Origin of the sequence: Sphingomonas melonis DAPP-PG 224 (assembly GCF_000379045.1) — a bacterium.
Classification (GTDB): Bacteria; Pseudomonadota; Alphaproteobacteria; order Sphingomonadales; family Sphingomonadaceae; genus Sphingomonas; species Sphingomonas aquatilis.
Genome location: NZ_KB900605.1, coordinates 109,714 through 133,197 on the forward strand (window position 1 = coordinate 109,714; position 23,484 = coordinate 133,197).

Consider the following 23,484-nt stretch of genomic DNA (forward strand, 5'->3'; position numbering starts at 1 on the left):
GGCCATGAAACCGCGTGTGCGGCCGGTCTTTCCTGTCACTTCCGCGCGCCACGAACGCTCCCTAATCTGCGCAAGTCTGGCTATATAGGCGCGATGACCGACACCGCCACCGCCGCCCGTCCCCTCGCCGACATCATCGCGGAGCGCCTGCGCGACGCGCTGCAACCGACCCATCTTGAGGTCGTCAACGACAGCCATCATCATGCCGGCCATATGGGGGACGACGGCACCGGCGAGTCGCATTTCAGCGTGTCCGTCGAAAGCCCGCTGTTCGCCGGCGAAACCCGCGTCGCACGCCAGCGCCGCGTGAACAAAGCGCTCGCCGATCTGTTGTCGACGCGCATCCATGCCCTCGCGATCAAGGCACGCGCGCCGGGCGAGTGAACGGGAGAGCCTGATGCCCTATCGCTTGTGGTATTGGCCGACGATCCAGGGGCGCGGCGAGTTCGTGCGCCTGGCGCTGGAGGCGGCCGGCATCGACTATCTCGACTGCGCCCGGCTGGAGGGCGTCGAGGCGATGATGGCCGATATGGAAACGCGGGCGAAGGCCGGCCGCGGCCCGTTCGCCCCGCCCTATCTCGCGCTCGACAATCACGCCGTGGCGCAGGTCGCCAACATCCTGCAATTCCTCGGCCAGCAGCACGATCTGGCGCCGTCGAACCTTGCCGATCGGCAGTGGATCAACCAGCTGCAATTGACCATCGCCGATTGCATCGCCGAGGTTCACAGCGTCCACCATCCCGTCGCCATGATGGCCTATTACGACGATCAGAAGGACGAGGCCGCACGCGCCGCCGACCAGTTCCGCAGGGAACGCCTGCCCAAATATCTCGACCATTTCGAGGCGGCGGCACGGCATGGCCCGACCGAATGGCTGGTCGACCATCGCTGGACCTATGCCGACACCTCGCTGTTCCAGCTGGTCGAGGGGTTGCGCTACATGTTCCCGCAGCGGATGGCGGCGCTGGAATCGCGCTATCCCGCCTTGCTCCGCCTGCGTGACGCGGTGGCGGATTTGCCCGGTATCCGCGCCTATCTGAAGAGTGACCGGCGCCTGCCCTTCACCACCGAGGGAATCTTCCGCCACTATCCCGAACTCGACTGCGGATCGCGCCTGCACTGAACCGCAGCGTTTCCGGATTGCGGGCTGTCGCAATCGCGCCGGACCGGTAAGACACGCCCCAGCCCGCTGGCCTCCAGCCGCGTCGGCGGGAGTCGTCCCCGTACGGCTGACACCGAACGGGAGTGGAAGGAAGCCCGATGTCGTCGCCCGTGACCCGTGTTCCCCGCCCCGCCGCCCGCATCCTGCTGGTCGATGGCGCCGGCCGCGTGCTGCTGATGCGCTTCACTCCCGGCGACCGCCCGCCCCTGTGGTGTACACCCGGCGGAGCAGTCGATCCCGGCGAAACCTACCCACAGGCAGCGCGCCGCGAATTGTGGGAAGAGGTGGGGCTGGACATCGACTGCGGGCCGGAGGTCGCGCAGCGCACCTGCGAATTCCTGACCTTCGAAGGCGTCGAGGTGATCGCCGACGAACGCTATTTCCGCGTCGATATCGATCGCCACGACGTGCAGGCCGGCGCGCTGACCGCGCTGGAACAGCGCGTGTTGGCGGGATCGCGCTGGTTCGACGTGTCCGAACTCGCCGACTGGCCGGAAGTCATCTACCCTGCTGATCTCGAACAGCTTCTTCGCGAAACGGAGCCTGCCCGTGCTTGACGATTTCGTCCTCCAGACCATCACCCCCGTCACCCACGACCTGGGCGGGTTCAAGGTCCACCGCACGCTGCCCGGCCGCGCCCGCACGATGGTGGGGCCGTTCCTGTTCTTCGACCAGATGGGCCCGGCACAGCTCGCCGCGGGCGGCGGCATCGACGTGCGCCCGCACCCGCACATCAACCTCGCCACCGTCACCTATCTGTTCGATGGCGCGATCGAACATCGCGACTCGCTCGGCACGCAGCTCCGGATCGAACCCGGCGCCGTGAACCTGATGACCGCCGGCCATGGCATCGTCCATTCGGAGCGCTCGCCCGGCGACGAGCGCGCGCACGGTCCGGTGCTGTCCGGCATCCAGACCTGGCTCGCCTTGCCCGACGCCCAAGAGGAAATGGCGCCCGATTTCGAACATGTCGCGCGCGATGCGCTGCCGACGCTGGAGGCGAACGGCGCCCGCGCGCGCATCATCATGGGCGAATTGTGGGGCCAGCGTGCGCCGACCACCACCTATGCCGGCACGATCTACGCCGACATCCTGCTCGATCCCGGTGCCGCCGTCCCCATCGACGCCGCGGCGGACGAGCGCGCCATCTATCTCGCCTTCGGTGAGGCGACGCTGGAGGGCGTGCCGCTGGAACCGATGAAGCTCTACGTCCTGCGCCCCGGTATCGCCGCGACGCTGCGTTCGGAGACCGGCGGCCGCGCAATGCTGGCGGGCGGCGACGCCTTCAAGACCCCGCGCCACGTCTGGTGGAACTTCGTCTCGTCGCGCCGCGAACGGATCGAGGAGGCGCGCCGCGCCTGGACCGCCGGCGAATTTCCGCTCGTCCCCGGCGACGACAAGGAATGGATCCCCATCCCGCAGGTGCCCAACACGGTCAGCTATCCCTGAGGCGTCTTTCGGCGCGCCCGTGCGTTAGGTCCTTCGGAAGCGGGGCAAATATGTGCGCAGGTGACGACGAATATTGGATGCGGATGGCGATCGACGTCGCGCGATCGAAGGGGTCCGATCCGTCGACCTCGCCGCTCGGCTGCGTGATCGTGCGCGACGGCAAGGTGCTCGCCGCCGAACGCAACCAGACGCACGAGCTGCCCGACGCCACCGCGCACGCCGAAATGATGGCGATCCGCCGCGCCTGTGAGGGGATCGGCGAACTCGAACTGCGCGGCGCGACGCTCTATTCGACGCTGCAACCCTGCGGCATGTGTACGATGGCGTCGATCTGGTCGAAGGTCGGCCGCGTCGTCTTCGGCGCCGGCCGCGACGACGTCCATCCGATGTATTTCGAAGCGCGCCACGTCGACACGCTCGCCTTCATCGCCGACGCCTATCGCGACGATATCGAGATCGAGGGCGGCTGCCTCGCCGACGAATGCGCCGAACTCTATTACGGCCCCGATGCCGATCTGCCGAAAGAGGAGCAGGCGAACCTGTGAGCGTCAACGTCAACACCGCCACCGCGGACGAGCTCGACGCCGTGCCCGCACTTGCCGGCCACGGCTTCGAAATCGTCCGCTACCGCGAAGACCGCGGCGGCTTCACCGCGCTGCGCCAGTTGGACGAAGTGCCCGGCCTCGCCGGCAAGGTCGACCCCGACGACGACACGCTAACGCTGGAATAAAGCCCCCTCCGTCATCCCCGCGAAGGCGGGAATCCAGACGCGCTACCGTCGCGATTCCATCGCAGTCGGTAGCGGCTATGGATCCCCGCCTTCGCGGGGATGACGGCCAGGCTTAAAGGGCGCGCCAACCAACACCCGCCAGCCAACCAACACCGGCCACGCTACCAACACCCGCCATCCAAAAACCGCCCTACGCCCCCAACCCCGCAAACCACGCCGCATACACCGTGTTGCGCGCCATACGCCGGTTGAGATCCGGCGCCCCGTCGTCCCACCACACCGGTCCGCGTTCGCCGAGCGCCACCTTCGCCGCATCCACCGCGGCATGCGCCTGCGCCTCCGCGTCCGCGTCACCCGCCCGTTTCGCCGCGGCCACCGCCCGCCGCGCCGCCATCAGCTGCGCTACCAGCCGTTGCCGCTCGTCCTCTGCCAGCGCAGGGTTGGCGCGTCGCCACAGCCGTCCACGCACCACGATATAGCGCAGGTCCGGCGTCACCGGCGGGGCCGTCCCGCTCAGACCGGGGCCTCGATCGCGAAGCGCACGCCCTCGGGCGCATAGGTGATGCCCGCCTCCCCCTCGACATGCTGGGCGAAGACGCGCTGGATCATGCGCGTGCCGAAGCCGGTGTGCATCGGCGCGGTCACCGGCGGGCCGCCCTGTTCGGCCCAGCTGAAGGCGAAGCGCCGCGCGCCGACCGCGCCGACCAGCGCCCAGCGGATCGCGACCTGCCCCTCGGGCACCGACAGCGCGCCATATTTGATCGCGTTGGTCGCCAGTTCGTGCAGCGCCATCGACAGCGCCAGCGTGATTTCGGGGCTCAGGCGAATATCCGGCCCTTCGATCGTGAAGCGCCGGCCGTTGCTGTCGAGGAACGGCGCCAGTACGCGCTCGACGATCTCGCCGATCGCCGCGCCCTCCACCTCGTCGCGCACCAGCAGCTCGTGCGCCGCGCCCAGGCTCGCGATCCGTCCCGCCACCGCCGCCCGTGCCTCGCCGAGCGACGGCGCGTCGCGCAACGTCTGGCTGACCACCGCGCCGACGGTCGCCAGCGTGTTCTTCACCCGGTGCGTCAGCTCGCGCGCCAGCACCGCGCGATGCTCCTCGGCGAATTTGCGCGCCGTGATGTTGCTGGTGAAGCCCGACATTTCCAGCGGCGTCCCATCGGCGCGCCGCTGCACCGCGCCGCGCGCATGGATCCAGCGCTGCTCGCCCGCCGGCGTCAGGATGCGATATTCGATGTCATAGGGCGCGTCGTTGACGATCGTGTCCCTGATCGCGGCGAGCACGCGCGCGGCATCATCCGGGTGCAGGCTTTCAGCGAGGTTCTGCTCGCCGAAATGCGCGCCCGCCGGAAAGCCGAAATTCGCCAGGCACGATTCCGATGCGGTCAGCACGTTGCTCGGCAGCGCCAGCGTCCAGGTGCCAAGGCCACCCGCGTTGAGCGCCATCGCCAGCCGCGCCTCGCGCTCGGCGAGCAACGCCTCGCGCTTTTCCAGTTCGGCATTCAGCGAGTCGCGATCCTGCTGCAATTGCTGCAGCCGGTGCCGCTCGATCGTCACGTCCAGCTGCGATGCGACGAAATAGCGCAGCTCGCCCGCGGCATCGAACACCGGCGCCACCATCAGCCGGTTCCAGAAGGGCGTGCCGTCGCGCCGGTGGTTGAGCAGGTCGACTTCGATCCGCTCGCGCCGTCGGATCGCGGCGCGCAGCCGCTCGACATCCGCGGAAGCGGTCAGCGGCCCCTGCATGAACCGGCAATTGCGGCCCAGCACTTCGGCCGCATCGAACCCCGTCAGTGCGGTAAACGCGTCGTTCACATAGATGAGCGGATTGTCGGGCAGCGTGGGATCGCTGACCACGATCGCGGTGATCGAATGCTGGACCACCGCCAGGAACGGGTCGCTGGGGTCGAGCCCGTGCAGGAACGCGTCGATCGCCGCGCGCACGGCGGGCGGCGCGACGAATGGCGTGTGCGGCACGGGGGGCAGCGGCTGTCGGTCCAAAGCAGGAACAGTCTTAGGCTAAAGCGGATGCCCGGACAAGAGACGCTACCGTTACGGATGCAATCGGATTGGCGTCAAAAGGCATCGGCGGTGAACCATCATGTCGTTGATCCGCCGCGGTTTAACGACGGTCTTGTTACGTGCCGTTGGTCGCCTTGAACGCGGCGGTCCGGGCGATGCGATCCGCCATCGCCAGCCATGCCTCTTCCGACCGGCGATAGCGATCGCGCACCTGCGACAGCTGGGTGGCCGCGGCCTCGCGCGCGCAGGACGCCGCCTGCTCCCGATAATAGCTTTCCATGGCGTCAGGCCCCTTTCTGCATGGTCGATCGAGATGGTCGATACGCCACGCAACAGCGCCGGCGCGCACAGCGGCGCGGGCCATCGCAATGGCTTAGGAAAACGAAGGACCCGCATCCGCGCATCCGGTCCGGATGGCGCTGCTCAGGCCGTGCATGGGGCCTCGCGATGGGGAGACTGTTGGTCAGGGCAGGTCCGGCAGATCAAACGATGCGGGCGCAATCGGATGAGACCGGCCCGTTTGACCTACAACGCGCGATCCGCTCGGCGGTTCCCGCGCCATGACGGGCCCGCGATGCGAAACGGGGCGGACCCTTCGGCCCGCCCCGCCCGGCGTCACTTCTTCTTTTCGCCCGAGGCGTCGGAGATGGCGGAACCGGCCGACTTCAGGTCCTTGCCCGCGCCGTTGACCGTGTTGCACGCCGACAGCGACAGCACGGTGGCGAGCGCCAGCGCGGCGCCGATGGTCTTGGTGGTCATCATCGTGTCCTTTCCAGACAGTCGGTAAAGGGATGCGGCGGGCCCGAATACGCCGGCCCGCCGCGCACACTCAGCGCAGCTTGCGACGGGTCGCCGCAGTTGCACCGAAACCGGCCGCGCCAGCGCCGATCAGCAGCGCGAGCACGAGCATGAACGAGGTGCCAGCGGCAGCGCCCGCCGCCTTGTCGGTCGCGACCTTCGCGGTTTCGACCGTCTTGTCCTTGGCCTGGACGAACTGCTGCTTGGCGCGCGTCACCTGGGCCTGCGCCTGTTCGCGGCTGATCTTGCGCTGCGCGGCGACGATGTCGACAACGCGGGCTTCCGCCTGCTGACCGTCGGCGCCGCCACGGGCCATCGCCGGCAGCTCCTTGGCGATCGCGGTCTGCGCCTGTTCGGGCGTCATCTGCGCGGGATCGTTCGGCGCGTCCGACAGATAGGCCGCGGCCTCGCTGCGCACGTCCTGCTTGTCGATGCCCGCGACCGAGGCTGCGGCCGGTGCCGCCGCGCCCACCGTGCTGCCCGCCGCGCCGGCGACCGCACCCACCGTGCGGAACGCGCCGCCGATGATGCCGCCGACGACCGAGGTCAGCAGGTATAGCGTCAGGATCAGCGTGACGCCCCACACGACCAGGCCGTGGACCAGCGCGTCGAACCGGTCATGCACGCCCGCGACGCGCGCCGCGGCATAGCCGCCCGCGCCCAGCGCGATGACGGTGGTGATCAGCCAGAAGATGCCCGCGCCGATGCCGAAGCCCGCCGCGCCCGGCGTCGTGCCCTCGACCGGATCGACCATGGTCAGGCCGATGCCCGCGCCCAGGATGCCCAGCACCAGCTGCACCGCCACGGCGATGACGACGCCGGCGAACACCGCGCCCCACGACAATCGGGTCGGCGTCTTCGCCGTGCGCAGGTCATCGCCCGGCACCGGGCCGGTATAAGCATGGGTAGCCATAATCACTCCTGTTGGAAAAATGCGTGTCCGGGATCAGTCCCGGGAGTCCTTGGTCCGGCGGGTCGCCGCAGCGGTGCCCGCGTCCTTTTCGGCACGACCGCGCTCGCGCGCCGCATCGTCGCCGATCAACTTGCCGATCGCTTCCTGCACGGACCCCTTGGTCGCGCGCTTGGCGGCATCGGCTTTCGAGGTCTTGCTCATGCCGCCGCCTCCGTTTCGATGACGACGCCTTCGCCGTCGAAGCCGCGCGCGCGGGCCCAGGCGACGGCGGCGATGCGCCGGTTGACGCCGATCTTGGCGTAGATGCGCGCGACATGGTTGCGCACCGTATTGCCCGATACGTCGAGCGCCCGCGCGATCCGCTTGTCGTCATAGCCGCGGCAGATCAGCGCCAGCACGTCGCGTTCGCGCCGCGTCAGATCGTCCAGGCCCGGCCCGTCCGCCTGCCGCTCGGGCGCGCGCAGCCGGGCCAGCTTGTCCATGATCGACCGGCTGAACCAGCTGGTGTCCTTCATCACCGCCTCGATCGCCTCGACCAGCTCCAGCTCGGTCGCCTTGCGCTGCGTGATGTCCTGGAACGCCCACAGCACGCAGGCGTCGTCGCCCAGCCGGATCGCCTCGGTCGACACCAGACAGTCGATCCCTGCGCCGTCCTTGGCATGGATGCGCGCCTCATGGCCGCGCAGCGCATGCCCGTCCTCGATCAGCGCCTCGATCTCTTCGCGCATCGTGGAATGTTCCCACAATTCCACCTCGCCCAGCGGGCGGCCGATGATCTCGGTCGAGGCATAGCCGGTCATCTGCGTGAAGCTGGCATTCACCTCGCACAGCAGATGTCCGTCGCGCGCGCCGATCGCCATCGGCACCGGCGCCATCTGGAAGGTGCGGGTGAACCGTTCCTCGCTGTGGCGCAGCGCACCCTCCGCCTTCCGGCGCGGTTCCAGGTCGGCGAAGGTGAACAGCATGCAGGGCTGGTCGCCCATGTCGATCGGCTGCCCGGCCACGATCACCAGCTTGGTGCCGCCACCCGGCAGCTCCAATTCCGCCTCCATCTGCGGGATCGTCCGCCCTTCGGCGAGCCGTTCCTTGGCCAGATCGCGGCGTTCCGCCTCGCGCAGCACGTCAATGTCGTACACTGTCTTGCACAGCACCTGGTCGCGCTGATGCCCGGTCATCTCCAGGAATCCCTGGTTGACCTTGACGAAGCGCAGGTCGCTGAGCCGGCAGATCACCGCCGGCGCCGGATTGGCGTTGAACGACTGTTCGAAGCGATCCTCCGCCTCGTAGCGCGCCGACACGTCCTGGACGATCAGCACCAAACACGCCGGCTCGCCATCGTCCGCGTCGTTGAGCACCAGGCTGCGCACCTGATGCACCCAGCGGGGGGCATCCTCGCCCGCCACCGTCACCTCGACGACCACTTCGGAAAAGCTGTCGCCCGCGACGACGCGTTCGATCGGGTAATCGTCCGCTTCCAGCCGGTGGTTGTTGCGATAGCGCAGCTGGAAGCGGGACCGATATTCGTCGACGGTCGCGCCCAGCTCCTCGACCGATCCGACGCCGTGCATCGCCAGCGCGGCGTCGTTCGCCCAGAGCAGGCTCTGGTCGGGATCGATCAGGATCACCCCCTCGTCGAGGCCGACGATGATCTGGCGCAGATGGCGCAGATCGACGGTATCACGCAGGGATTTGAGCAGGGCGGCCGTCATCGCGTGCCCCTCAGGCGCGACGCCCGTGGATCAGCCAGCCGAGCGCATAGCCGCCGACCAGCGCGGCCACCGCCCACAGAGCGGGCGTGTCCTGCACGGTCTTCGCCGCCGCCTTGCCATGCTCGCGCGCGGCATCCGCGGCGACCTTGCCGTGCTTGCCCGCCGCGTCCTTGGCGCGCGCGGCAGTGTCGCCCGCCACGTCGGCGATGCGCTCGCCCGCATCCTTCAGCCGGTCGCGCGCTTCGTCGAGCAACTCGGGTGCGCTGTCCACCGCCTCGCCGATGATCGACTTGGCGCGACCATAGGTGTGCTGGGCACCGCCGGCGACCTGATCGACGACGCCGTCGACCTGCCAGTCGCGGCTGTTCACCGTATCGCCGACCGCCTTTTCGACCTTGCCGGTCGCATAGCGCACGCCGCCGTGGAATTCGTCCTTGTTCATGGAATATCTCCTTTGCGGATAAGGGAGTGCAGGATCAGGGCAGGACGCCGCAGCCCGCCGCGGCCTTGCCGACCGACAGAGCGATCTTCGGGTCCTTCAGCTCGCCCGCGACGCGGATCAGGTCGCCCACCGTCAGCACGCCCGGATTGGGATCGTTCTGCTTGTAGGCGGCAGCGGCGCGGCCCAGCTGTTGCAGCTGGCCGAGCGTCAGGTCGCTCTGCAACCGACCACCGACGCAATCGGCGCGGCTTTCGTCCAGGCCATAACGCTGCAGCCCGGTCGAAATCCGCGTCGCGGGTGCAGCACAGGCGGCCAGCGCCACCGCACCGCAGAACACCGTCGCTATCGTCCGGGTGCGACCCATGGTCGATCCTTGCCCTTGCCGGCCCCACAGCAGGGCCGGTTCGGTCGCATCAACCCATGTTAGGCTGGTCCGTTCCTGGTATCTTTGCGCAAATACCTAGTCAGGAAGCACTATTTCCAGCAGCCCAAGTTGCTCGCGATACAGCTGCTCCAGCCGCAAATGGATCGCGCGCGATCCCATATCCGCTGCTTTTTCAGCACCTTGCCGATGCTCCTCCGCCCGGCGCCGCAGATAGGCCAGCTCCTCGGGGCCGGACCGGAAAACGGGTGTCTCTGAAGGCGTATCGGTCATGGGGCGGCACGCTAACGTGCTGTTTCACCGTGCCTATCGGCCAGGATGCACCCATGACATGGTAGATCGGTATGCCATTGCGCACGGGCATGACGGCAGGATCAAAGGCCGCTAGGCTCGCTGCACGACGACCCGCACAGGGCTTGCGACAGGAGAGAGTGATGACCGACATGCCGCTGACCCGTATCGCGCTGCCCACCGGTGTGGAGCTCGACGTCGCGATCGCCGGCGACCCTGCGCATCCGCCGGTCATCCTGCTGCATGGCTTTCCCGAATCGCACCGCACATGGCGCGGCGTGATCCCCGATCTCGCCCGCGACCATTATGTCGTCGCGCCCGACCAGCGCGGCTTCGCCCGCTCCTCCAAACCGGAAGGGGTGGAGGCCTATGCCGCCGAGCAGATCCTCGCCGATCTGATCGCGCTCGCCGACCATCTCGGCATCGATCGCTTCACTTTGGTCGGCCACGACTGGGGCGGCGCGATCGCGTGGATGGCGGCGCTGACCCGCCCCGATCGCGTCGCGCGCCTCGTCATCGTCAACGCCCCGCATCCCCTGCTCTTCCAGCGCGCGCTGTTCGACGAGCCGGAGCAGCGCAAGGCCAGCCAGTACATCACCCGCTTCCGCGACACGGGCATCGACCAGGGCCTCGTCGGCGCCGGCCTCGAAAAATTCCTCGGCTCCACCTTCGCGCATCACGTGACGCACGCCATCGCCGGCGCGGACAAGGCCGCCTATCTGGACGAATGGTCGCAGCCGGGCGCGATGACCGCGATGCTCAACTGGTATCGCGCGTCGAAGGTGATCGTCCCCGCGATGGGCGAAACCCCGCCCCGCCCCGCCTTCCTCGACGCCCCCTTCCCGCCGATCACGCAGGACACTCTGGTCATCTGGGGCATGCGCGATTCGGCACTGCTGCCGGTGCTGGTCGACGGCCTGCCGCCTTATGTCCCGCAGCTGACCGTCGAAAAGATCGACGCCGGCCATTTCGTGCCCTGGGAAAAGCCCGAGGCGGTGGTCGCGGCAATGCGGCGCTGGGACATCTGACGCCCCCACACCCACCCCCGTTCGCCCTGAGCCTGTCGAAGGGCGGGTCGCCACACACACCGCCACCGCCCGTGGCGCCCGTGCTTCGACAGGCTCGGCACGAACGGGGTGGATGGGGCAGCAATGCGTTGATGCGAAACCGGAATAAAGGACAGCCACCTTTCCCCAAGATGACCAAAGCATTCCTCACGCGTTCAGCGACGCGCGGTCACAAGACCGTTCTGCGTTACGCCCCAACCAAAGCGGGCGGTACGCGAACCGAGGAGTGAAACACATGCGTAAGATCATGATCGCGGCCCTCGCCGCCGCCACCATCCTGCCCGCTGGCGTTGCCAATGCGCAGAGCGCCCGCGAAGTCCGCCAGAGCGAACGCGAGCTGCGCCAGAGCCAGCGCGATCTCGCCGAAGCGCGCCGCTACGGCGACCGCCGCGACATCCGCGATGCGCGCCGCGAAGTGCGCGAGGATCGTCAGGAGCTGCGCGAGGATTGGCGCGACTATCGCCGCACGCACGGCGACGTGTATCGCCGCGGCACCTACGCCGGCCCGCGCGGCTATCGCTATCGCCCGGTGACCAACGGCTATCGCTTCGCGCCGAGCTATTACGGCCGCCAATATTGGATCAACGACTACGCGACCTATCGCCTGCCGCGCCCGGGCTACGGCTATCAGCGCTGGGTCCGCTACGGCAACGACGTCGTGCTGGTCGACACCCGCTCGGGCCGCGTCGTCCAGGTCTACAACCGCTTCTTCTACTAAGCGGACGTAACCCCCTCTCCGTCATCCCGGCCTCGAGCCGGGATCCCGCCTCTTCCTCTGCGGCTGAAAGCGGGACCCCGGATCAGGTCCGGGGTGACGGCGCCGCGACGCGCCGGGGCGGCTCACGCCGTCCCGGCATCCGCCTCATACGCCCCGCGCCGCATCACATAGTCGCGCGTCTCGTACGGCGGCGACAGCCCTTCCACCCAGGCGCCATGCGCATGGGTCAGCGCCACCAGCTCCATCGGCGTGCTCCCCGGCCAGCCGCGCACGCGCACCTCATGCCGGTGCAGGTCGCGATTGGGCTCCATCATCACCCAGCCGAGCGGCCGCTCCGCCGTGGCACGCGCGCCCGCTGCCGCCATCGCGTCGCCGATCCGCGCGCGCGTCGCCGACGGCAGATATTGCCACACCACCGAATGCATCAGCACGCGCGTAACGCCCGCCTCCTGCGGCTCGGCGAGCCGCGCCTCCACCCAATCCGCCGCATCGCCCTGCACTAGGTCGACGCCATGCGCGCGCACCAGATCGATCGCCCGCGCCAGCCGTTCCTGCCGATCGGTCGCCTCGACCCAGACATAGGCCTGCAACCGCCGCGCCTGGCGTTCGTCGGACAGATCGACCGGCGCGATATCGACGCCCCTCACCCGCCCTACCGCGATCGGCACCGCCGGCGGCGGCGGCCCGCGCCAGTCGGGCGTGAGCATCAACGCCGCGTCCGCCGGCCCCACCCGCGTGCCGCCAAGGTCGAAGCCATAATGCCCGATCATCAGGTTCAATCCCGCGCTCGACCCGATCTCGAGCAGCTCGACCCGCGGGCCGTAGCGTGCGGCGATATGCAGCAGCCCGGTCATCAGCCCCGCCGACCGCCCGACCTCGTTGGTTTGCGGCGGCCCGTCCAGCCACGGCCGGATCGCCGCATCGTGCCGCGCCAACGTCGCCCGCAACACGTCGGCAATCGCCGCCGGCTCGATCGTCTCGCCCGCGAATACCCGTGACAGATCGGCGTCCGCGCCCGCGCGATGCAGCGCATGCAGCCCGCCGACGAGGCGCAGCACCAGCGCATCCGCCACCGGCTCGCCCGGCCAGTCGAGCACCGTCCGCCCCGTCTCCGTCGATCGATCCAGCGCCACGGGCAGCGCCTCGACGAGCCGCGTCGTCACCGGCGCATCCATCGCCTTGCAATAGCCCGCCTGCACCTCGAACGACTTGAGATTCTCTGCCTCACTCGCCATCGACTCGCCTCCTGCCGGCGCCGTGTTGCGCCTGCCCCCCACCCTCAGTAAAGCCCCGCGCGTGCCGACACCTTTAGTCATCGCCGTGCCCAAGGGGCGCATCCTCTCCGAGGCCCTTCCCCTGCTCGCCCGCGCCGGTATCCATCCCGAAGCCGCATTCGGCGACGAAAACAGCCGCGCGCTGCGCTTCGCCACCGATGTGCCGCATATCGAGCTGATCCGCGTCCGCGCTTTCGACGTCGCGACCTTCGTCGCGCACGGCGCCGCGCAACTCGGCATCGTCGGGTCGGACGTGCTGGCCGAGTTCGACTATTCCGAACTTTACGCCCCCGTCGATCTCGGCATCGGCCATTGCCGCATCTCGGTCGCCGAACCCGCCGCCATGGCCGCGACCGACGATCCGCGCGGCTGGAGCCACGTGCGCGTCGCGACCAAATATCCGCACATCACCGCCGCCCATTTCGCCAATCGGGGCGTGCAGGCGGAATGCGTCAAGCTGAACGGCGCGATGGAGCTGGCGCCGACGCTGGGTCTCGCCCCACGCATCGTCGACCTCGTCTCCTCGGGCCGCACGCTCAAGGAAAACGGCCTCGTCGAAGTGGAGGTGATCGCCGAGGTCACCAGCCGCCTGATCGTCAACCGCGCCGCGATGAAGACCCGCGCCGAAGTCGTGCCGCTGGTCGAGGCATTTCGCCGCGCCGTGGCGGAGGGCGCCAAGTGATCCACCTCGACACCCGCGACGCCGGATTCGCCGACGCTTTCACTGCTTTGGTCGACGGTCGCCGCGAAGCCGCCGCCGATGTCGCCCGCGACGTTGCGACGATCATCCGCGCTGTCCGCGACGATGGCGAAGCGGCGATCCGCGCCTTCACGCAAAAGCTCGACCGCCACGACTTGGCGGAGACCGGCTGGCGCATCGAACCCGCCACCTGCGCCGCGGCGTATGAGGCGCTCGACCCGCAGCTGCGCGACGCGCTCGACCTCGCCGCGACCCGCATCCGCGCCTATCACGAACGCCAGAAGCCGACCGACACCGATTATGTCGACGAGGCCGGCGTCCGCCTCGGCGCGCGCTGGCGCGGCGTCGATGCCGCAGGCATCTACGTCCCCGGCGGTCGCGCGGCGTACCCCTCGTCGCTGCTGATGAACGCCATCCCCGCCAAGGTCGCCGGCGTCGAGCGGCTGGTGATGGTCACCCCCACCCCCGATGGCGAGATCAACCCGCTCGTCCTCGCCGCCGCGCACCTGGCCGGCGTCGATGAAGTGTGGCGCATCGGCGGCGCGCAGGCGATCGCCGCGCTCGCTTATGGCGCAGGCCGCATCGCGCCGGTCGACGTCGTCACCGGCCCCGGCAACGCCTGGGTCGCCGAGGCCAAGCGCCAGGTCTATGGCGTCGTCGGCATCGACATGGTCGCCGGCCCCAGCGAGATCGTCGTCGTCGCCGACGCCAAGAACGATCCGCAATGGACCGCCGCCGACCTGTTGAGCCAGGCCGAGCACGACACCACCACGCAGTCGATCCTGTTCACCGACGACGCCGACTATGCGCAGGCCGTGGCGCGGGCAGTGGACGAGGAACTGGCCATCCTCCCCACCGCCGCGGTCGCGCGCGCCGCATGGGACGCCAACGGCGCGATCATCGTCGTCGACAGCCTCGAGGCCGCCTGCCCGCTGGTCGACCGCCTTGCCCCCGAACACCTCCAGCTCGCCGTCGATAACCCGCAGGCGCTGTTCGATAAGGTGCGCCACGCCGGCAGCGTCTTCCTCGGCCGCCACACGCCCGAAGCGATTGGCGATTACGTCGCCGGCCCCAACCACGTCCTCCCCACCGGCCGCCGCGCCCGCTTCGCCAGCGGCCTGTCGGTTCTCGACTTCATGAAGCGCACCAGCTTCCTGGGGCTGGACGAAGCCGCACTCGCCACGCTCGGCCCCGCGACGGTCGCCCTCGCCCATGCCGAGGGCCTGCCCGCCCACGCGCGCTCGGTAGCGCTGCGGCTGCGGCTCAATCGGTAGAGCGGGGGGACGCCCTGCTCACCGATGTGGTCAACGACGCCGTTGAGTGGATCGACGATCGCTTCGGGCGGAGAGCAGCTTGGTGCGCCGCGGTCATCGGAGTGCTGATGTTGACGGTCGGCACCCTGACCGTCGGCTACCTCCTGTTCGGCTAAGCCCAATCGACATTCGCATTAAATCAATCCCTCCCCGCCAGGGGGCATCCGGCATCGTCTGCGAATTTGATCGCGAGCTCAAACGACTAAGCCCTACGACGGCATCAACCACCCCCAGCAACAAAACTTAATATACATCAATTTCAGCTACTTACATTTAAGTTGCTGAAACAACGCATCTTTGTGCCGCGACGGACGTATCTCCGCCGCACCCGCCCCAGGGTGACCAGACAAAGGATGCCTCAGATGACCCGCTTCCAGTTCCGCGGCGCGATCGCCGCCGTCGCCCTGCTCGCCGCCGGTCCGGCGATGTCCGCCGCCAAGAACCCGATGGTCGGCGGCGCCGCGATGTACCCGACCAAGACGATCGTCGAAAACGCCTCGACTGCCAACAACCTGACCACGCTGGTCGCCGCAGTGAAGGCCGCCGGCCTCGTTGACACGCTGTCGGGCCCCGGCCCCTTCACCGTCTTCGCGCCGACCGACGCTGCATTCAAGAAACTGCCCGCCGGCACCGTCGACACGCTGGTGAAGCCCGAGAACAAGGCGCAGCTGACCAACATCCTGACCTATCATGTCGTCGCCGGCACGATGACGTCGAAGCAGATCGCCGCCGCGATCAAGGCCGGCGGCGGCAAGGCGACGCTCACCACCGTGCAGGGCGAACCGCTGACCGCGACGATGATGGGCGGCCGCCTCACGCTCACTGACGCCAAGGGCGGCATGAGCCACGTCAGCACCAAGGACGTGATGCAGTCGAACGGCGTCGTCCACGTCATCGACACCGTGTTGATGCCGTAAAGGACTGGCGGGGCCGGCCCGTGCCGGGTCGGCCCCACATCCGCCCGCACACCAAGGGGTGACGGACGCCGCGTACGCCACTACATGCCCGCACGATGTCCCGTACCACCAACCGTACCCAGGCGCGCGCCGCCGCCCGTCTCGCCGCCGTTCAGGCGCTCTACCAGCATGAGATGGAGAGCACGCCGGTGCCCGCATTGCTCCACGAATTCCACAACCACCGCCTCGGCGCGACGATCGAGGACGCGGAATATGCCGAGGCCGACGTCGATTTCTTCGACGATCTGGTCAAGGGCACCACCGCGCGCGCGGGCGAGATCGACCTCGCGATCGAAAAGAAGCTCGCCAGCGGCTGGACGCTCGCCCGCCTCGACAAGCCGATGAAGGCGCTGCTGCGCGCCGGCACCTACGAACTGATGGCGCGCAAGGACGTGCCGGTCGGCGCGACGATCAGCGAATATGTCGACGTCGCCCACGCCTTTTACGAACGCCGCGAATCGGGCTTCGTCAACGGCCTGCTCGACGCCATCGCCAAGGACGTCCGCTAACCCAAAGTCCTCCCCCACCAGGGGGAGGTGGCACCGCGCAGCGGTGACGGAGGGGGAGGACACGGCAAGCCCGATCATCGCGCGGCGCCGCCGCCCTCCCCCTCCACCCTTCGGCTGACGCCGAACGGTCCCCCTCCCCCTTGCGGGGGAGGACCGATGCAGGCTCTTTCTTCCCCGTATGACCGAAGCCGACTTCCTCGCCGCCCTGCGCGCCCTCCCGCTCCACCCCGCCGCGCGCGGGCTGCGCGACGACAGCGCCCGCCTGACGCGCGCTCCCCTCGTCGTCACCACCGACACCTTGGTCGAGGGCGTCCACTTCCTCCCCACCGACACCCCCCAGGACGTCGCGTGGAAGCTCGTCGCGACCAACCTGTCCGATATCGCGGGCAAGGGCGGCAAGCCCGACGGCATCCTCTTGAACTACCCTCTCACCGACGACGCGTGGGACCGCGCCTTCCTCGAAGGCCTCGCCGACGTGCTGACCGCGTGCGACGCGCAGATCCTCGGCGGCGACACCGTCCGCCTGCCGCCCGGCGCGCCGCGGGTCCTCACCGTCACCGCCTTCGGCTGCGACACCCCCGCCCCCCCGCGCGGCGGCGCCGGCGAGAATGACGCGCTCTGGGTGACGGGCACGATCGGCGACGCCGGCGCCGGCCTCGCCATCGCGCAGGGCCAGCCCGGCCCCGCCGCGCTCGCCGCCCGCTACCGCCGCCCGACGCCGCGCCTGGCGGAAGGCCGCATCCTCGCGCGCCTCGCGCATGCGATGATGGACGTCAGCGACGGCCTGCTGATCGACGCCACGCGCATGGGTGCGGCGAGCAACCTCGCCGTGATCCTCGACCTCGCCGCCATCCCACTGTCGCCCGCCTACATCGCCCACGCCGGCGATGACCGCGCCGCCCGCCTGACGGCCGCCAGCGCCGGCGACGACTACGAACTCCTCTTCGCCATGCCGGCCAACGTCGTGCCCCCCGTGGCCGCCACCCACATCGGCCGCTTCGCCAGCGGCGAAGGCCTGCACCTGTTCGACGGGGCGGACGCGATCCCCCTCCCCGCTCGCCTAGGTTTCCAACACTAACCCGAACACCCCGTCCTCCACGCCGCGAGGCTCGAAACGCCCGCCCCACCCACTCCGTCACCCCGGACTCGTTCCGGGGTCCACCAAGCCGCCAGGGAACGGCAAGAGGCTCCAGCCAACCCCCTCGCCGCAGAGTGGACCCCGGACCAAGTCCGGGGTGACGGCGCGCAAGCGGAAGCGGCACCCGCCCCACACACCCCAACCCACCGCAACCCACAACCGCTTGCACTCCCCCCGCCGCCGCCATAGCCTCACCCGCAGCGCGCCAGACCGGGGGACATCGGCCGGCGACGTCAACAGGAGAAGGATTTGCGCGAATGACCACGGTCGCCCTCGCCATCCTCTGCGGCGTCATCGCCGTGGTCTATGGCTTCGTCACCAGCCAACAGGTGCTCCACGCCTCTCCGGGCGACGCCCGGATGCAGGACATCGCCGCCGCCATCCAGGAAGGCGCTAAGGCCTATCTCGGCCGCCAGTACACCACCATCGCGATCGTCGGCGTCATCGTCGCCGCGATCCTGTTCCTGACGCTCAACGCGGTCTCCACCATCGGCTTCGTCGTCGGCGCGGTGCTGTCGGGCGTCGCGGGCTATGTCGGCATGAACATCTCGGTGCGCGCCAACGTCCGCACCGCAGAGGCCGCGCGTACCTCGCTGCAGGGCGGCCTCACCATGGCGTTCCGCTCGGGCGCGGTCACCGGCATGCTCGTCGCAGGGCTCGGCCTGCTCGCGATCAGCACCTTCTTCTGGTATCTCACCGGCCCCGCCGGCCACGCCCCCAACGACCGCGTCATCGTCGAGGCGCTGACCGCGCTCGCGTTCGGCGCATCGCTCATCTCGATCTTCGCGCGCCTCGGCGGCGGCATCTTCACCAAGGCGGCGGACGTCGGCGCCGACCTCGTCGGCAAGGTCGAGGCCGGCATTCCGGAGGACGATCCCCGCAACCCCGCGGTCATCGCCGACAACGTCGGTGATAACGTCGGCGACTGCGCGGGCATGGCCGCCGATCTGTTCGAAACCTATGTCGTCACGCTGGGCGTCACGATGATCTCGATCGCCCTGCTCATCCGCGCCGACGCCGCCGAACTGATGCGCCTGATGAGCCTCCCGCTCATCGTCGGCGGCGTGTGCATCGTCACCTCGATCATCGGCACGTACATGGTCCGCCTCGGCCCAGTGAGAAACGGCAAGGGCGGCACGATCATGGGCGCGCTGTACAAGGGCTTCTGGACCAGCGCCCTGCTGTCGATCCCCGCCATCTACCTCGCCGCGCGCTATGTGCTCGGCGACCTCAACCGCACGATCGGCAGCGCCGGCTTCCTCGATGCCGTGTCCGACGACCTCACCACCGGCTTTGACGCCCCCCGCGCCGCCGCCGCGACCGCGCAGGCGTTCACCGGCATGGACCTGGTCTGGTGCATGGTCATCGGCCTCGCCGTCACCGGCCTGATCGTCTGGATCACTGAATATTACACCGGCACCAACTATCGCCCGGTGAAATCGATCGCCGCCGCCAGCCAGACCGGCCACGGCACCAACGTCATCCAGGGCCTCGCGATCAGCCTGGAGGCGACCGCGCTGCCGACGATCGTCATCGTCATCGCGGTCATCGCCACCTACAAGCTCGCCGGCATCATCGGCATCGCCTTCGCCGCCACCGCGATGCTCGCGCTCGCCGGCATGGTCGTGGCCTTGGACGCCTATGGCCCCGTCACCGACAATGCCGGCGGCATCGCCGAGATGGCGGGCCTGCCCGACGACGTCCGCACCCGCACCGACGCGCTCGACGCGGTCGGCAACACCACCAAGGCGGTGACCAAGGGCTATGCGATCGGCTCCGCCGGCCTCGCCGCGCTGGTGCTGTTCGGCGCCTATACCACCGACCTCGCCACCTACTTCCCCGAGGTGAGCGTCGATTTCAGCCTGTCCAACCCGTACGTCATCGTCGGGCTGCTGCTGGGCGCACTGCTTCCCTACCTCTTCGGCGCGTTCGGCATGACCGCGGTCGGCCGCGCAGCGGGCGCCGTGGTGGAGGAAGTCCGCGGCCAGTTCCGCGACAATCCCGGCATCATGGAAGGCACCAGCCGCCCGAACTACGGCCGCACCGTCGACCTCGTCACAAGAGCCGCGATCAAGGAAATGATCGTCCCCAGCCTACTCCCGGTACTGTCCCCGGTCGCGCTCTACTTCATCATCCGCACCGTCGCCGGCCAGGCGCAGGGCTTCGCATCGCTGGGCGCGATGCTGCTCGGCGTCATCGTCTCCGGCCTGTTCGTCGCGCTGTCGATGACCAGCGGCGGCGGCGCGTGGGACAATGCCAAGAAGTATATCGAAGACGGCAATTACGGCGGCAAAGGCTCCGAAGCCCACAAGGCCGCCGTCACGGGCGACACCGTCGGCGATCCGTACAAGGACACCGCCGGCCCCGCGGTCAACCCGATGATTAAGATCACGAATATCGTCGCGCTCTTGTTGCTGGCAGCCCTGGCTGCCGGCAACGGCTAAGAGAGCGCGACCGGCCGGCGGACGGGCGGGAGCACCTCCCGCCCGATCCGTCCTACGTCACGGGGAGTGGAAGGCGAACGATGCCCCGCATCGTTCAGATCATGCCGGGGGCATGATCGACCTTCCACTCTCCCGTGACGTCCGCCCGCGTCCTGCCACCAATTGACGGCCGCATCGGCCCTGTTACCCTCCCGACCTTACCGGGGGAGTTGTCACGCCATGGTCCATCGCCGCGTCCTGTCGCTCGCCATCGTCCTGTACGCCACCGCCACCCCCGCCCACACCGCCCCCAAGTCGGGCGCGATCACCCTGCTACCACCCTACGAAACCGCGACGCCGAAGGCAGGATCGCTCGCCGATATCCGGCTCAAATCGCTCGCCCGCATCGATCCCGCCCATCCACTGGCCGGCGACCCCAACCCGCAAACGTTCAGCCTGTTCGGCCGCGAAGACCTGATCGCCGCCAGCAGCGACGATTATCGCCCCACCCATTGCACGCCCGCCAAGGACACCACCGACCCGGTTCAGGCGATCATCCAGGCCGCGCGCAAGACATCGATCGTCATCATCAACGAAAGCCACGAACGCTCGGAGCATCGCGGCTTCACGACGGCAATACTCACCCCCTTGCATGCCGAGGGCTATACGACGCTGGCGATGGAGGCGCTCTCCAACCCGCAACCGGATACGCCGCCGAAATTCTATTCGCCCTTCCTGCGCGAACCCGGCCTTCCGTATCTCACGGACGACGATGGCTTTTACCTGGGCGAAGCCGCCTTCGGCCGGCTGGGCCGCACGGCGAAGCGGCTGGGCTACGCGCTCGTCCCCTACGAAGCGCATTACGATCCCGCCACCGCCAAACTCTCCCAAAAGGAACGGATCGGCATCCGGGAGGAAGGGCAGGCGAACACGCTCGCCGCCTGGGTCGCCGCGCATCCCGGCGCCAAGCTGCTCGTCCATGTCGGCTATCACCATGCGATCGAGGTCCCCACTGCCGACGGCCTGCGCTGGATGGCGACGCGGCTCAAGGCCAAGACCGGGATCGACCCGCTCACCATCTCGCAGACCACCTGCCACGGCGGCGGTAGCACCACCCGCCTCGCCGCCTTGCCCGCCGACGAACCGCCCGGCACCTTCGACCTCGTCGTGGATCACCCCACCGCCCGCTTCGTCCGCGGCCGCCCGGCGTGGCGGATCGCCGCCGGCGACACGCCCGTCAGCATCCCCGCCCAGCTTCGCCCCACCACGGGCTGGCGCGTCATCGAAGCCCGTCCCGACGGCGAACCGCCCGTCTCCGTCCCGATGGACCGCGTCGCGATCCGGCCGGGCGAAGACGTCGCGCTGATGCTGCCCCCCGGCCGCTACCGGATCCGCGCAGTCGACGTGGCGTACGCGCCCGCGCCCCGCGCGGATTGACGCGACACCAACCTGCGTTAGTCTCCCGTCACTGGCCTTGGGGAAGGCCGCCGGGGGGATGTCCATGCTTCGTACCTGCGCGCTGTCGCTCGCCACCGCTCTGTTCGCCACCACCGCCATCGCGCAGACGCCGCCCGCCACGACGCCCGCCGCACCCCCCGCCGCAGACGCCCCCATCCCCGCCGCGGTTTTTGCCCAGCTGCCCAGGTTCGAATCCCCCCGCCTGTCGCCCGACGGCACGCGCATCGCCGCGAAGATGGCGATCGATGGCGTCCAGAGCCTCGTCGTCATGCCGCTGTTCGACGGCAAGCCCGCCGCGTTGAAGGTCGGCGAGAATATGGACATCAACTGGTGGCGCTGGGTCGGTGATAAGTGGCTCGTCGCCGGCATCGGCAGCCAGTCGCACCTCGGCGGGGAGGATATCTACATCACCCGCATGGTCGGCCTCAGCGCCGATCTGAAGACGCTCAACCGGATCGACTGGAGCAATTCGGGCATCCGCGCCGACGACCTGCTCTGGTCGGCCAAGGACGGCAGCCCGCGCATCCTGTTCGCACGCTCGACCGGGATCGACACGATGGCGGATATCTATCCGTCCGTGTGGGACGCCGACGTCTCGACCGGCAAGGTCCGTCGCGTCGCCGCCAGCCAGCCCGACGTATGGGACTGGTATGCCGACGGCGCGGGCACGCTGCGCATGGGCATCCGCTACATTGACGACACCGGCCGCGGCGCGCTGCTGTATCGCGGCTCCAACGCCGAATCCTTCCGCACCATTGCGCGCAGCGATTCGCGCAAGGAGCAGAGCTTCATCGTCCCCACCACCTTCCGCGCCGACGGCACCGCGCTTGCAACCAGCGACAGCGGCGGCCGCGACGCGCTGTACGAGGTCTCGCTGCCCGATCTGACGCTCGGCAAGAAGGTGTATGACCACCCCGGCTACGACATCGACGGCGTGGTCGAAAACCGCGACGGCAACGACGTGCTGGGGATCAGCGTCACCGACACGTTCGACCATATCGTCTGGCTCGATCCCGCCCTGAAGCGGATCCAGGCCGCCGCCGACGCCGCGGTCGGCAATCGCCGCGCGCGCATCGTCTCGCGCAGCGCCAGCGGTTCGCAGATGCTGGTCGAGGTCGGCAGCCCCTCGCAGGCCGGCGCGCTCTATTACTGGGATCTCGGCAGCGACCGCATGCAGCGCTACGCCTTCCAGAACGACACGCTCGCCGGGCGCAGCCTGTCGCCGGTCAAGACCGTCCATTACACCGCGCGCGACGGCACGGCGATCGAGGCGATCCTGACGCTCCCCCGCCATCGCCCGAACGCGAAGAACCTGCCGCTGGTCGTCCTGCCCCACGGCGGCCCGATCGCACGCGACAGCGAAGGCTGGGACTGGTGGGTCCAGTATCTCGCCGAACAGGGCTATGCCGTCATCCAGCCCAATTACCGCGGCTCGTCCGGCTATGGCACCGCCTTCGTCAAGGCGGGCGAAGGCGAATGGGGTCTCAAGATGCAGGACGACCTCAACGATGCGATCACCTTTCTGGCGAAAGAGGGCATTGCCGATCCCAAACGCGTCTGCATCGCCGGCGCGTCGTATGGCGGCTATGCCGCGCTCCGCGCCGCGCAGCGCGACGGCGCGCTGTATCGCTGCGCCATCTCCTATGCCGGCGTATCGGACCTTGCCGGCATCAAGAAATACGATGCGCAATTCCTCAACGGCAAGACGCTGGGCCGCTACTGGACCAAGCGCGCGACCGACCTGCACGCCGTCTCCCCCCGCTTCGGCGCCGATCAGGTGACGATCCCCGTCCTGCTGCTGCACGGCAAGGCCGACAAGCGCGTGCCGGTCAAACAATCCCGTCAGATGGCCGATGCGCTGAAATCCGCCGGCAAGCCCTATCAATATATCGAGCAGCCGCTGGGCGATCACCATTTCACCCGCAGCCAGGACCGGCTGGAATTCCTGACCGCAATGGGCGCGTTCCTGGCGAAGTACAATCCGGCGTGAGGGGGATTGCCGCACCCGATCGGCTGCACCCGGCCAT

27 protein-coding genes are annotated in these 23,484 nt (G+C 68.8%); 16 read left to right on the forward strand and 11 right to left on the reverse strand.

Annotated elements, in window-relative coordinates; genetic code table 11:
* Window positions 1-93: 93 nt before the first annotated feature.
* From SPHME3_RS0100570 to SPHME3_RS0100595, 6 genes are all read left to right on the forward strand, one after another.
* Entirely contained in the window at window positions 94-384 is a 291-nt protein-coding gene (locus tag SPHME3_RS0100570) for a BolA family protein (RefSeq protein WP_017977837.1), read from the forward strand.
* 13 nt (window positions 385-397) lie between these two features.
* Window positions 398-1,123, forward strand: a complete 726-nt coding sequence (locus SPHME3_RS0100575; RefSeq protein WP_017977836.1) for a glutathione S-transferase — start codon at window positions 398-400, stop codon at window positions 1,121-1,123.
* A 137-nt stretch (window positions 1,124-1,260) separates the two neighbouring features.
* The gene (locus SPHME3_RS0100580; protein WP_017977835.1) at window positions 1,261-1,719 is read left to right on the forward strand and encodes an NUDIX hydrolase; all 459 of its coding nucleotides are present in this window, start codon (window positions 1,261-1,263) and stop codon (window positions 1,717-1,719) included.
* Entirely contained in the window at window positions 1,712-2,611 is a 900-nt protein-coding gene (locus SPHME3_RS0100585; RefSeq protein WP_017977834.1) for a pirin family protein, read from the forward strand. The genes SPHME3_RS0100580 and SPHME3_RS0100585 overlap by 8 nt, the downstream gene beginning before the upstream one ends.
* Before the next feature lie 50 nt (window positions 2,612-2,661).
* Window positions 2,662-3,156, forward strand: coding sequence for a nucleoside deaminase (locus SPHME3_RS0100590; RefSeq protein WP_017977833.1), 495 nt, complete (start codon window positions 2,662-2,664; stop codon window positions 3,154-3,156).
* Entirely contained in the window at window positions 3,153-3,341 is a 189-nt protein-coding gene (locus SPHME3_RS0100595) for a ComEA family DNA-binding protein (RefSeq protein WP_017977832.1), read from the forward strand. Before SPHME3_RS0100590 ends, SPHME3_RS0100595 begins: the two co-directional genes overlap by 4 nt.
* 190 nt (window positions 3,342-3,531) lie before the next feature.
* On the opposite strand, the gene SPHME3_RS0100600 is transcribed toward SPHME3_RS0100595, so the two are convergent.
* The 10 genes from SPHME3_RS0100600 to SPHME3_RS21230 all read right to left on the reverse strand — a co-directional run bounded on the left by SPHME3_RS0100600 (window position 3,532) and on the right by SPHME3_RS21230 (window position 9,883).
* Entirely contained in the window at window positions 3,532-3,837 is a 306-nt protein-coding gene (locus SPHME3_RS0100600; RefSeq protein ID WP_017977831.1) for a hypothetical protein, read from the reverse strand.
* A gap of 17 nt (window positions 3,838-3,854) precedes the next feature.
* The gene (locus SPHME3_RS0100605; RefSeq protein ID WP_026189053.1) at window positions 3,855-5,321 is read right to left on the reverse strand and encodes an HWE histidine kinase domain-containing protein; all 1,467 of its coding nucleotides are present in this window, start codon (window positions 5,319-5,321) and stop codon (window positions 3,855-3,857) included.
* 160 nt (window positions 5,322-5,481) lie between these two features.
* Window positions 5,482-5,646, reverse strand: coding sequence for a hypothetical protein (locus SPHME3_RS21220; RefSeq protein WP_017977829.1), 165 nt, complete (start codon window positions 5,644-5,646; stop codon window positions 5,482-5,484).
* A gap of 335 nt (window positions 5,647-5,981) precedes the next feature.
* A complete protein-coding gene (locus tag SPHME3_RS20560) occupies window positions 5,982-6,125 on the reverse strand; it encodes an entericidin A/B family lipoprotein (protein ID WP_018250489.1) in 144 nt (47 codons plus the stop codon).
* Window positions 6,126-6,195: 70 nt separating this feature from the next.
* Window positions 6,196-7,077 (reverse strand): hypothetical protein, encoded by an 882-nt coding sequence (locus tag SPHME3_RS0100620; RefSeq protein WP_017977827.1) that lies wholly within the window; start codon window positions 7,075-7,077, stop codon window positions 6,196-6,198.
* A 33-nt stretch (window positions 7,078-7,110) separates the two neighbouring features.
* A complete protein-coding gene (locus SPHME3_RS21225) occupies window positions 7,111-7,278 on the reverse strand; it encodes a hypothetical protein (protein WP_017977826.1) in 168 nt (55 codons plus the stop codon).
* Complete coding sequence (locus SPHME3_RS0100630; protein WP_017977825.1) at window positions 7,275-8,786, reverse strand: PAS domain S-box protein; 1,512 nt, start codon at window positions 8,784-8,786, stop codon at window positions 7,275-7,277. The genes SPHME3_RS21225 and SPHME3_RS0100630 overlap by 4 nt, the downstream gene beginning before the upstream one ends.
* A gap of 10 nt (window positions 8,787-8,796) precedes the next feature.
* On the reverse strand, window positions 8,797-9,228 hold the full coding sequence (locus SPHME3_RS0100635) for a CsbD family protein (RefSeq protein WP_017977824.1): 432 nt from the start codon (window positions 9,226-9,228) through the stop codon (window positions 8,797-8,799).
* Between the two features lie 34 nt (window positions 9,229-9,262).
* Window positions 9,263-9,592: a hypothetical protein gene (locus SPHME3_RS0100640; RefSeq protein WP_017977823.1), complete on the reverse strand. Its 330-nt coding sequence runs from the start codon at window positions 9,590-9,592 to the stop codon at window positions 9,263-9,265.
* 96 nt (window positions 9,593-9,688) lie between these two features.
* Window positions 9,689-9,883: a hypothetical protein gene (locus SPHME3_RS21230; RefSeq protein ID WP_172436189.1), complete on the reverse strand. Its 195-nt coding sequence runs from the start codon at window positions 9,881-9,883 to the stop codon at window positions 9,689-9,691.
* Window positions 9,884-10,044: 161 nt separating this feature from the next.
* Between SPHME3_RS21230 and SPHME3_RS0100650 the strand changes: the two genes are divergently transcribed.
* Both SPHME3_RS0100650 and SPHME3_RS0100655 read left to right on the forward strand, forming a co-directional pair.
* Window positions 10,045-10,929 (forward strand): alpha/beta fold hydrolase, encoded by an 885-nt coding sequence (locus SPHME3_RS0100650; RefSeq protein WP_017977821.1) that lies wholly within the window; start codon window positions 10,045-10,047, stop codon window positions 10,927-10,929.
* A 274-nt stretch (window positions 10,930-11,203) separates the two neighbouring features.
* Window positions 11,204-11,686 carry an RcnB family protein gene (locus SPHME3_RS0100655; RefSeq protein WP_018250490.1) on the forward strand — a complete coding sequence of 161 codons (483 nt, stop codon included), beginning with the start codon at window positions 11,204-11,206 and terminating at the stop codon, window positions 11,684-11,686.
* Window positions 11,687-11,808: 122 nt separating this feature from the next.
* Here SPHME3_RS0100655 and SPHME3_RS0100660 read toward each other — a convergent pair whose 3' ends face one another.
* Window positions 11,809-12,921 carry a DUF2332 domain-containing protein gene (locus tag SPHME3_RS0100660; RefSeq protein ID WP_017977819.1) on the reverse strand — a complete coding sequence of 371 codons (1,113 nt, stop codon included), beginning with the start codon at window positions 12,919-12,921 and terminating at the stop codon, window positions 11,809-11,811.
* A gap of 61 nt (window positions 12,922-12,982) precedes the next feature.
* On the opposite strand from SPHME3_RS0100660, the gene hisG reads away from it, so the two are divergent.
* The 8 genes from hisG (at window position 12,983) to SPHME3_RS0100705 (ending at window position 23,447) form a co-directional block, all read left to right on the forward strand.
* Window positions 12,983-13,642, forward strand: coding sequence for an ATP phosphoribosyltransferase (gene hisG / locus SPHME3_RS0100665; protein ID WP_024310460.1), 660 nt, complete (start codon window positions 12,983-12,985; stop codon window positions 13,640-13,642).
* On the forward strand, window positions 13,639-14,934 hold the full coding sequence (gene hisD / locus SPHME3_RS0100670; protein ID WP_017977817.1) for a histidinol dehydrogenase: 1,296 nt from the start codon (window positions 13,639-13,641) through the stop codon (window positions 14,932-14,934). Before hisG ends, hisD begins: the two co-directional genes overlap by 4 nt.
* 401 nt (window positions 14,935-15,335) lie before the next feature.
* Window positions 15,336-15,890 carry a fasciclin domain-containing protein gene (locus tag SPHME3_RS0100680; protein WP_017977815.1) on the forward strand — a complete coding sequence of 185 codons (555 nt, stop codon included), beginning with the start codon at window positions 15,336-15,338 and terminating at the stop codon, window positions 15,888-15,890.
* A gap of 95 nt (window positions 15,891-15,985) precedes the next feature.
* On the forward strand, window positions 15,986-16,438 hold the full coding sequence (nusB, locus tag SPHME3_RS0100685; RefSeq protein ID WP_017977814.1) for a transcription antitermination factor NusB: 453 nt from the start codon (window positions 15,986-15,988) through the stop codon (window positions 16,436-16,438).
* A 178-nt stretch (window positions 16,439-16,616) separates the two neighbouring features.
* Window positions 16,617-17,516 (forward strand): thiamine-phosphate kinase, encoded by a 900-nt coding sequence (gene thiL, locus SPHME3_RS0100690; protein WP_017977813.1) that lies wholly within the window; start codon window positions 16,617-16,619, stop codon window positions 17,514-17,516.
* A 317-nt stretch (window positions 17,517-17,833) separates the two neighbouring features.
* Window positions 17,834-20,020, forward strand: a complete 2,187-nt coding sequence (locus SPHME3_RS0100695; protein ID WP_017977812.1) for a sodium-translocating pyrophosphatase — start codon at window positions 17,834-17,836, stop codon at window positions 20,018-20,020.
* 219 nt (window positions 20,021-20,239) lie between these two features.
* Window positions 20,240-21,436, forward strand: a complete 1,197-nt coding sequence (locus SPHME3_RS0100700; RefSeq protein ID WP_017977811.1) for a TraB/GumN family protein — start codon at window positions 20,240-20,242, stop codon at window positions 21,434-21,436.
* A 64-nt stretch (window positions 21,437-21,500) separates the two neighbouring features.
* Window positions 21,501-23,447 (forward strand): alpha/beta hydrolase family protein, encoded by a 1,947-nt coding sequence (locus tag SPHME3_RS0100705; protein WP_017977810.1) that lies wholly within the window; start codon window positions 21,501-21,503, stop codon window positions 23,445-23,447.
* Window positions 23,448-23,484: the final 37 nt, after the last annotated feature.